This window comes from Stenotrophomonas sp. A3_2 (genome assembly GCF_036624925.1).
GTDB classification, from domain to species: domain Bacteria; phylum Pseudomonadota; class Gammaproteobacteria; order Xanthomonadales; family Xanthomonadaceae; genus Stenotrophomonas; species Stenotrophomonas hibiscicola.
On the sequence record NZ_JAZKVY010000349.1, the window covers coordinates 46221 to 55000 of the forward strand.

Genomic DNA, 8780 nt, shown 5'->3' on the forward strand with positions numbered 1-8780 from the left:
GCCGGCATTTGTTTTCTTCTTCCGCCCTTGAGCCGACGCCGGGCATGGCCCGGCGCTACCTCACGGCTTCGCTGGGGCCGGTGCGGGCTTTGCTTCCGGCTTTGCTTCCGGCTTAGGTTCGACCTTCGCTTCCGGCTTCGCCGCAGCGGCCTTCGCGGTCTTGGCGGCATCCGCCTTCTCGGCCTCGGCCTTCAACCGTGCAGCCACCGAACCGGGGTTCTTCAGCTCGGCCAGCGCGTCGTTGATCGGGCCGTCGCCCGGCAGCACCGCACCGGCGTGGTAGCCCTCGGTGCCTTCGTCGTCGCCGCGCAGATGGCCCGGCAGGGTGGCTTCGCTGTAATCGCTCAGGCTGGCCGGCAGGGCATCCTCCGCCGACGTAGCGGCGGGCTTCAACTCAACATCCGGCACGATGCCGGTGGCCTGGATCGACTTGCCGCTGGGCGTGTAATAGCGCGCGGTGGTCAGCTTCACCGAATCACCGTTGTCCAGCGGCAACACGGTCTGCACCGAGCCCTTGCCAAAGGTGCGGCTGCCAACCACTCGGGCGCGCTTGTTGTCGCGCAGCGCGCCGGCGAGCACTTCCGAGGCACTGGCCGAACCGGCATCGGCCAGTACCACCACCGGTGCACCCTTCAGCAGGTCGCCCGGGGTCGCGTCGAATCGGGCATCGCTGATGCTGATGCGGCCACGGGTGCTGACGATGTTGCCCTTGTCGAGCAGATCGTCGGCTACCTGCACGGCGGCCGTCAGCAGGCCACCCGGATTGCTGCGCAGATCCAGCACCAGGCCCTTGAGCTGGCCACCGGACTGCTTCTGCAGCTGCTGCACGTGCTTCTGGAAGTCCGAGCCGGTATCGGCCTGGAAGGTGCTCAGGCGGATGTAGCCATAGCCGGGTTCCAGCAGGCGGCTGCGCACGCTGGTCACGCGGATGGTCTGGCGGGTGAGGCTGACATCGAACGGCTTCGGCTTGCCTTCGCGCACGATGGTCAGCACCACCTTGCTGCCGGCCGGGCCGCGCAGCGGTTCACTCGCATCGATGGCGCTGATCGGCTTGCCGTCGATGGCGATGATCAAATCGCCGGCAAGGATGCCGGCCTTGGCTGCCGGCGTGTCGTCGATCGGCGCGATCACCTTCATGCTGGCGTTGTCCGGCTGCTGCTGCAGCTCCACGCCGATGCCCTCGTAGGCACCGTTGGCCTGCTCGTCGAAAGCCTGCGCGTCTTCCTTGTTGAAGTAGGTGCTGTGCGGATCAAGGTCGAGCAGCAGGCCACGCACGGCTGACTGCATCAGCTTCTTGTCATCGACCGGGTCGACATAGGCGGCGCGCACCGCGTTGTACACGGCCACGAACCGGCGGATTTCCTCCAGCGGCACCTTCGAGGTCACCGCCTCCTCGCTGTTCGCTGCCTGCCCGCTGGTTTCCTGGCTTGGGGCAGGCGCGGTCTGCTGCGCCCAGGACAGCGCTGGCAACAGGGCCAGCAAGAGGGTGGCGGTACGGGCTGCGCGCATGGATCACTCCTGTCGACGGTGGCATGGTGCCCAAGGCACATGCACCGATTATGCGCGAAGCACAGCTAAATTCCCGTTGAATCCGGCCCGTGCGTAACGAGCCGGGTTCAGCGCCGCTGCAGCCAGCTGTCCGGGTTGACCGGCTGCCCGCCACGACGCAGCTCGAAGTACAGCGCGGTGACACCTTGGCCACCCGAATTGCCGACCTTGGCCACTGCATCACCGCGGCTGACCCGCGCACCGGCATCCTTCAGCAGGGTGTCGTTGTGCGCGTACAGGCTCATGTAGCCGTTGCCGTGGTCGACGATCAGGATCATGCCGTAGCCGGTCATCCAGTCGGAGAACACCACGGTGCCATCGGCCACGGCGGTGACCGTGCTGCCAGCCGGTGCGCCGATCAGCACGCCACTGCTGGTGCGGCCATCGGGCAGCTTGCCGCCATAGCGGGCCAGCAGGTTGCCGGACAACGGCCAACCCAGGCCGCCCACCTTCGGCGCCGGTGCCGATGCGACCGCAGGCGGCACCTTGGTCGGTGGCGGTGGCGGCCGGCCCTGTGCGGCGGCTTGGCGTGCAGCACGTTCGGCGGCGGCCTTCTCCGCTGCCGCACGGCGTGCAGCCGCGCGGCGCTCGGCCTCGGCACGGGCAGCGGCCGCTCGCAGGTTGGCCAGCAATGTTTCCAGCGCCTTGGCGTCCTGGCCCAGCGCCTGTTCCTTCTCGCGCTGGTCCTTGAAGCGCTCTTCCAGCGAGGCAACGGTCTTTGCGCGATCGCGGCGGTCCGCTTCCAGGGCGGCTGCCTGCTGTTTCTGGTCCTGCTGCGTCCCCTGCAGCTTCTGCTTGCGCTCGGCGATCTGCGCCTGCAGTGCTTCCAGTTCCTTCAGGTCGGCGGTCAGCGTGGTGATCCGCTGCGCACGCTCGCGCTGCAGGTAGCGATGGTAGGCCAGGGCGCGGTTGGCATCGGCCACCGTGTCTTGCGACAGCAGCAGCTTCAGCGGTGCGTGGTCGCCCAGCTGATACGCCGCGCGCAACAGCCCGGCCAGTTCGCGGTGCTGCTGGGCCAGGTTGCCCTGCAGCGTGCTGCGGCGCTGCTCGGCTTCGGCCAGGGCGCGGCCCTGCTCGCGCAGCGCGGCTTCCGTCTGCGCAAGGGCACGGCCGGTGCGGGCTACCTTCTCATCGGCCTCGCGCAGCTGCCGCGATGCCTGCCCGCGCTGGCCCTCGATCTGCCGTCGCTCCTGCGCCACGCCCTTCAGTTCGGTACGCAGTTTCTGCAGCTTGCGCTCGGTCTCGCGGGTGGTCTGCGCACCGCTGGGCAGCGGCAGGGCCAGCGCAAACGCCAGCCCCAGCAGCAGGCAGCGACCGCCGCGGGCAGCGGCGATGTGATGTCGGCGTGATGGGAAGACGTTGTCGCGCAAGGGCTTTCCAGTGACTTCAGGCAGTTGCAGGGGCTACCGGGGAATGGTGACATCTCCGCACGCGGCCTGCCAGCCGCACTTCCATCGAGGTCGCCATGAAAATTCTTTCCATTCCGCTGCTGTTGGGCGTACTGCTGGCCACCGGGCCGGTCTGTGCGCAGGAGAACATCAGCAAGGTCAACGGCAGCATCAGCGCCGAACCCGGCCAGCGCTACGGCAAGCTGGACACCGTCAACGGTGGCATCCGCGTCGGCGAAGGCGTCGAGACCGGCAGCATCGACACCGTCAACGGCGGGGTCAAGGTCGCCGACGGCGCGCGCACCGGCAAGATCGAAACGGTCAACGGCGGCGTACGCCTGGGCCGCGAAGTGATCGCCAGCGGCGGCGTCAGCACCGTCAACGGCAGCATCTTCACCGATCGCGGCAGCCAGGTCGAAGGCGGTGTCGAGACCGTCAATGGTGGCATCGGCCTGGTCGAAAGCCGCGTCGGCAAGGATGTGGAGACCGTCAACGGTGACATCACCGTCGGTATCGGTTCGCAGGTCAACGGCGGCGTGCATGTGCGCAAGCCGAACTTCAGTGTCTCGCTGACCGCCAGCCGCAAGCCGCGTGTGATCATCGGCCCGAATGCCGTGGTCAAGGGTCCACTGCAGTTCGAACGCGAGGTGGTGCTGTACGTGCATCGCACTGCGCGCATCGGCCCGGTCACCGGCGCCGAGCCGATCCCGTTCGACACCGAAACCGCTCCCGCGGACTGAGCGCACCGCGCCTTCGGGTTCGGTGATACTCGCTGACACCGGTCGTGCACGACGCGCGGCCGCCCTTTGTTTGTTACCCAGGAATCGACGATGCCCCGCAAACTCCTCCTGTGCCTGGCCGCTGCGGCCGCGCTCAGTGCCTGCAAAGGCGAAGACACTCCGGCGCCCGCGCCGGCCACCGACACCGCAGCTGCCAAGCCGGCCGCGCATGCGTTCTCCCCGGAGATCAATGCCGGCGACTTCGCCGAGATGGTCAAGACCCTGGCTTCGGATGAGTTCGAAGGCCGCGCGCCGGGCAGCAAGGGCGAAGAACTGACGGTCAACTACATCCGCGACCAGATGCAGCGCATCGGCCTGCAGCCCGGCAACGGCGACAGCTGGTTCCAGGATGTACCGATGACCGAGACCACGGCCGACGAATCGACCGTGCTGAAGATCACCCAGGGCGGCAAGACCACCGAGCTGAAGTTCGGCACCGACATGGTGGTGGGGACTCGTACCGGCCAGGCCGAGGTGAAGGTCGATGCCAGCGACCTGGTGTTCGTCGGCTATGGCGTCGATGCGCCGGAGCAGAAGTGGAACGACTACGCCGGCCAGGACTGGAAGGGCAAGACCGTCGTGATGTTCGTCAACGATCCGGGCTTCCATGTCGACGACGAGAAGCTGTTCGACGGCAAGCGCATGACCTACTACGGCCGCTGGACCTACAAGTTCGAGGAGGCTGCCCGCAAGGGGGCCGCTGCCGCGCTGATCGTGCACGACACCGCCGGCGCGTCCTACGGCTGGGACGTGGTGAAGAATTCCTGGGCGGGCCCGCAGTACGACCTGCCGGCCAAGGATGACCCGGAAGCCCGTATTCCGGTGCAGGGCTGGCTGAGTGCCGACGCGGCCAAGGCGCTGTTTGCCGGAGCCGGCCTGGACCTGGCGCAGGCCTACAAGGATGCCAGCAAGCGCGGTTTCAAGCCGGTGCCGCTGAAGGCCACCGCTGCGGTCGACCTGAAGAGCCAGATCGCACAGAAGCAGTCGCGCAACGTGGTGGGTGTGTTGCCGGGTAGCAAGCGCGCTGACGAGGCGGTGCTGTACATGGCGCACTGGGATCACCTGGGCAAGCATGAGGGCGAGACCGGCGACAACATCTACAACGGCGCCGTCGATAATGCGACCGGCGTCGCCGGTATTCTGGAAGTGGCCGAAGCCATGGCGCACCAGGATCCGAAGCCGGAGCGCTCGGTGGTGTTCCTGGCGGTGACCCTGGAAGAATCCGGCCTGCTGGGTTCGAAGTACTACGTTGCCCATCCGACTTTCCCGCTGGACAAGATTGCTGGCGTGATCAACATCGACGCGATGTCAGTGGCCGGCCGTGCCAAGGACGTGACCGTCACCGGCTTCGGCAGTTCGGAGCTGGAGGACATCCTCAAGCCGCTGGCCGCTGCCCAGGACCGCACGCTGCATGGTGAGACGTCGGTGCAGAGCGGCTTCTACTTCCGCTCGGACCACTTCAACTTCGCCAAAGCCGGCGTGCCGGCCCTGTACGCCGATGGCGGCGAGGACCTGCGCGAGGGCGGCGTTGACGCTGGCCGCAAGGCCGCAGCCGACTACGGCGCCAACCGTTACCACGGCCCGAAGGACGAGTTCGACGCGGCCACCTGGAAGCTGGACGGTACCGTCGAAGACCTTCAGTTGATGTACGGCGTGGGCAAGGAACTGGCCGGTGGCGATCGTTGGCCGAACTGGTACGAAGGCAACCCGTTCAAGGCTGCCCGCGACGCGATGATGAAGGACAAGGCTGCGGCCGCTGCAAAGTAGGGTCGAGCCATGCTCGACTGAACATCGTTGAGGTCAAAGCGGCGCCCCGTGGGGCGCCGCTTTTTTTGTACGCTCTGCCATTGGTGGGTGCCAACCTCGGTTGGCACCGCCTTCCGTGGGGACCATCTTACCCACGCATGGCATGAATCTACCGGGCGATGTAACGCCATCGGGTTGCCGGCCAGCGGCCGGCACTACCGGCGTTTGCTACGCACAAAGAAAAACCCCGCTGCGTAAGCAGCGGGGTTTGGGGTGTAAACCCTGGCGATGACCTACTCTCGCATGGCTTGAGCCACACTACCATCGGCGCAGCTGCGTTTCACTTCCGAGTTCGGGATGGGATCGGGTGGTTCCACAGCGCTAATTTCACCAGGGAGGCGGTTGGAGCGTCGCCATCCGGTACAGCTGGATAAGGCGCCTGCCTCTCATAGATCTTGTGACGTAGCGTGCACTTGGATGCTCTTACGACGTTGTCGTAAAGCCAAGGCAACTTGAGGTTATATGGTCAAGCCGCACGGATCATTAGTATCAGTTAGCTCAATACATTGCTGTACTTACACACCTGACCTATCAACCACGTAGTCTACATGGTTCCTTCAGGGGGCTTGTGCCCCGGGAGATCTCATCTTGAGGCGCGCTTCCCGCTTAGATGCTTTCAGCGGTTATCGCTTCCGAACATAGCTACCCGGCAATGCCACTGGCGTGACAACCGGAACACCAGAGGTTCGTCCACTCCGGTCCTCTCGTACTAGGAGCAGCCCCTCTCAAATCTCCAACGCCCATGGCAGATAGGGACCGAACTGTCTCACGACGTTCTGAACCCAGCTCGCGTACCACTTTAAATGGCGAACAGCCATACCCTTGGGACCGACTACAGCCCCAGGATGTGATGAGCCGACATCGAGGTGCCAAACACCGCCGTCGATATGAACTCTTGGGCGGTATCAGCCTGTTATCCCCGGAGTACCTTTTATCCGTTGAGCGATGGCCCTTCCATACAGAACCACCGGATCACTAAGTCCTAGTTTCCTACCTGCTTGATCCGTCGATCTTGCAGTCAAGCACGCTTATGCCTTTGCACACAGTGCGCGATGTCCGACCGCGCTGAGCGTACCTTCGAGCTCCTCCGTTACTCTTTAGGAGGAGACCGCCCCAGTCAAACTACCCACCATACACGGTCCCCGACCCAGATAATGGGCCCAGGTTAGAACGTCAAGCACGACAGGGTGGTATTTCAAGGATGGCTCCACCACAGCTGGCGCCATGGTTTCATAGCCTCCCACCTATCCTACACAGACGAACTCAACGTTCAGTGTAAAGCTATAGTAAAGGTTCACGGGGTCTTTCCGTCTTGCCACGGGAACGCTGCATCTTCACAGCGATTTCAATTTCACTGAGTCTCGGGTGGAGACAGCGCCGCTGTCGTTACGCCATTCGTGCAGGTCGGAACTTACCCGACAAGGAATTTCGCTACCTTAGGACCGTTATAGTTACGGCCGCCGTTTACTGGGGCTTCGATCAAGAGCTTCGCCTTGCGGCTGACCCCATCAATTAACCTTCCAGCACCGGGCAGGCGTCACACCCTATACGTCCACTTTCGTGTTTGCAGAGTGCTGTGTTTTTGATAAACAGTCGCAGCGGCCTGGTTACTGCGACCCTCTTCAGCTATAGCTCGCACGAGCCACCAAAAAGGGTGCACCTTCTCCCGAAGTTACGGTGCCATGTTGCCTAGTTCCTTCACCCGAGTTCTCTCAAGCGCCTGAGAATTCTCATCCTACCCACCTGTGTCGGTTTACGGTACGGTCTGCGTAAGCTGAAGCTTAGGAGCTTTTCCTGGAAGCGTGGTATCAGTGACTTCGCCATAAAGGCTCGTCTCGGTGCTCGGTCTTAGAGGATCCCGGATTTGCCAAAGATCCAAACCTACCGCCTTTCCCCAGGACAACCAACGCCTGGTACACCTAACCTTCTCCGTCCCTCCATCGCACTTACGCGAGGTGCAGGAATATTAACCTGCTTCCCATCGACTACGACTTTCGTCCTCGCCTTAGGGGCCGACTCACCCTGCGCCGATTAACGTTGCGCAAGGAAACCTTGGGCTTTCGGCGTGCGGGTTTTTCACCCGCATTATCGTTACTCATGTCAGCATTCGCACTTCCGATACCTCCAGCAGACTTCTCAATCCACCTTCAACGGCTTACGGAACGCTCCTCTACCGCGCATAACAAAGTTATGCACCCCAAGCTTCGGTTCTGTGCTTAGCCCCGTTAAATCTTCCCCGCAGACCGACTCGACCAGTGAGCTATTACGCTTTCTTTAAAGGGTGGCTGCTTCTAAGCCAACCTCCTGGCTGTCTGTGCCTTTCCACATGGTTTTCCACTTAGCACAAAATTTGGGACCTTAGCTGTGGGTCTGGGTTGTTTCCCTTTTCACGACGGACGTTAGCACCCGCCGTGTGTCTCCCATACAGTCCGTCTCGGTATTCGGAGTTTGCAATGGTTTGGTAAGTCGCGATGACCCCCTAGCCATAACAGTGCTCTACCCCCGAGAGGATACATATGAGGCGCTACCTAAATAGCTTTCGAGGAGAACCAGCTATCTCCGGGTTCGATTAGCTTTTCACTCCTAATCACACCTCATCCCCTACCTTTGCAACGGGAGTGGGTTCGGGCCTCCAGTGCGTGTTACCGCACCTTCACCCTGGGCATGACTAGATCACCCGGTTTCGGGTCTACTGCCCGCGACTATGCGCCCTTATCAGACTCGGTTTCCCTTCGCCTCCCCTATACGGTTAAGCTTGCCACGAACAGTAAGTCGCTGACCCATTATACAAAAGGTACGCAGTCACTCCTTGCGGAGCTCCTACTGCTTGTACGCACACGGTTTCAGGTTCTATTTCACTCCCCTCTCCGGGGTTCTTTTCGCCTTTCCCTCACGGTACTGGTTCACTATCGGTCGGTCAGTAGTATTTAGCCTTGGAGGATGGTCCCCCCATGTTCAGACAGGGTTTCACGTGCCCCGCCCTACTCGTCTTCACTGGAATGGCCCTTTCAGATACAGGGCTATCACCTTCTATGGCCGCTCTTTCCAGAGCGTTTTCCTAGAACCAATCCAGCTTAAGGGCTAGTCCGCGTTCGCTCGTCGCTACTTACGGAATCTCGGTTGATTTCTTTTCCTCTGGTTACTTAGATATTTCAGTTCACCAGGTTCGCTTCCAGCAGCTATGTATTCACTGCAGGATACCCGCAAGCGGGTGGGTTTCCCCATTCGGACATTACCGGATCAAAGCTTGTTGCCAGCT

The 8780-nt window shown here is 62.4% G+C and carries 4 protein-coding genes and 2 rRNA genes (1 of these 6 only partly in view); 2 read left to right on the forward strand and 4 right to left on the reverse strand.

Features of this window, described 5'->3' with window-relative positions; all coding sequences use genetic code 11:
- Positions 1 to 60 precede the first annotated feature (60 nt).
- Positions 61 to 1509, reverse strand: a complete 1449-nt coding sequence (locus R5H29_RS18750) for a S41 family peptidase (protein WP_134735034.1) — start codon at positions 1507 to 1509, stop codon at positions 61 to 63.
- A 107-nt stretch (positions 1510 to 1616) separates the two neighbouring features.
- Positions 1617 to 2918 carry a murein hydrolase activator EnvC gene (locus tag R5H29_RS18755; RefSeq protein WP_021202922.1) on the reverse strand — a complete coding sequence of 434 codons (1302 nt, stop codon included), beginning with the start codon at positions 2916 to 2918 and terminating at the stop codon, positions 1617 to 1619.
- Between the two features lie 95 nt (positions 2919 to 3013).
- On the opposite strand from R5H29_RS18755, the gene R5H29_RS18760 reads away from it, so the two are divergent.
- Together R5H29_RS18760 and R5H29_RS18765 are read left to right on the forward strand one after the other, a co-directional pair.
- Positions 3014 to 3676: a hypothetical protein gene (locus R5H29_RS18760; RefSeq protein WP_019662232.1), complete on the forward strand. Its 663-nt coding sequence runs from the start codon at positions 3014 to 3016 to the stop codon at positions 3674 to 3676.
- A gap of 90 nt (positions 3677 to 3766) precedes the next feature.
- Positions 3767 to 5482 carry a M28 family metallopeptidase gene (locus tag R5H29_RS18765; RefSeq protein WP_155028839.1) on the forward strand — a complete coding sequence of 572 codons (1716 nt, stop codon included), beginning with the start codon at positions 3767 to 3769 and terminating at the stop codon, positions 5480 to 5482.
- 259 nt (positions 5483 to 5741) lie between these two features.
- Here the strand turns inward: R5H29_RS18765 and rrf are convergent.
- Together rrf and R5H29_RS18775 are read right to left on the reverse strand one after the other, a co-directional pair.
- Positions 5742 to 5856: ribosomal RNA gene (gene rrf, locus R5H29_RS18770) — 5S ribosomal RNA — on the reverse strand.
- A gap of 127 nt (positions 5857 to 5983) precedes the next feature.
- A 23S ribosomal RNA gene (locus R5H29_RS18775) occupies positions 5984 to 8780 on the reverse strand; it runs 83 nt beyond the window's last position.

Coding starts and splice junctions, on each gene's coding strand:
- R5H29_RS18750 (WP_134735034.1), bottom strand. CDS start 1,509: ATGCGCGCAGCCCGTACCGCCACCCTCTTGCTGGCCCTGTTGCCAGCG.
- R5H29_RS18760 (WP_019662232.1), top strand. CDS start 3,014: ATGAAAATTCTTTCCATTCCGCTGCTGTTGGGCGTACTGCTGGCCACC.
- R5H29_RS18765 (WP_155028839.1), top strand. CDS start 3,767: ATGCCCCGCAAACTCCTCCTGTGCCTGGCCGCTGCGGCCGCGCTCAGT.